This window comes from Streptomyces sp. WM6372, assembly GCF_001279655.1.
In the GTDB taxonomy this organism is placed as follows: Bacteria; Actinomycetota; Actinomycetes; order Streptomycetales; family Streptomycetaceae; genus Streptomyces.
The window spans coordinates 1-900 of sequence record NZ_LGDB01000085.1 but is presented as its reverse complement, the minus strand read 5'-3'; the positions used below and the strand labels follow the sequence as shown (position 1 = coordinate 900).

Genomic DNA, 900 nt, shown 5'->3' with positions numbered 1-900 from the left:
CTAGGTCCTGTCGTCAAAGTGATCTTGGGTTGTGGATCATGGTGTCGTGATACGTCGCCATGAACTGTCCGATGCCGAGTGGGAACTCGTGCAACCGCTGCTGCCCCGGCCTGTTTTCGGGCGGCCGCGGCTGGACGACCGGACGGTCCTCAACGGGATCGTGTGGAAGTTCCGGACCGGGGTCGCCTGGCGGGATGTGCCCGAGCGATACGGGTCGTGGGCCAGCCTCCACACGCGTTTCCGCAGGTGGGCCGCGGACGGGACCTTCGAGCGGATGCTCCAGGCCGCCCAGGCGCAAGCTGACGCCGCAGGCGACATCGAGTGGCTGGTGTCGGTCGACTCCAGCATCGTCCGGGCCCACCAGCACGCGGCCGGAGCCCGAAAAGGGGGCTCCGGAGCCCGGCGCTTGGCCGCTCCCGCGGCGGGCTGACCAGCAAGATCCACCTGGCCTGCGACGGAGCGGGCCGGCCTCTGGCGTTCGTTCTGACCGGCGGGAACACCAACGACTGCACCCAGTTCACCGCCGTGATGGGCGCGATACGGGTGCCCCGTCTCGGGCCCGGTCGGCCACGCGTGCGGCCCGACCACGTCATCGGCGACAAGGGCTACAGCTCGAAGGCGATCCGCGCCTGGCTGCGACGCCGCGGCATCACCCACACCATCCCCGAGCGGTCCGACCAAGTCCGCAACCGTGCCCGACGAGGCAGCCGAGGCGGCCGCCCACCGGCCTTCGACAAGCAGGTCTACAAGCACCGCAACGTGGTGGAACGATGCTTCAACCGCCTCAAGCAGTGGCGAGGCATCGCCACCAGGTACGACAAGACCGCCCAGGCCTACCAAGCAGCCGTCACCCTCGCATCGCTCCTGATGTGGGCGTGACACTTTGACGACAACTCCTAG

The 900-nt window shown here is 68.4% G+C and carries 1 pseudogene; it reads left to right on the top strand.

The features are described from left to right. Positions 1 to 49 precede the first annotated feature (49 nt). A pseudogene (locus ADK52_RS39705) lies at positions 50 to 879 on the top strand (IS5 family transposase). The last annotated feature ends 21 nt before the right edge of the window (positions 880 to 900 follow it).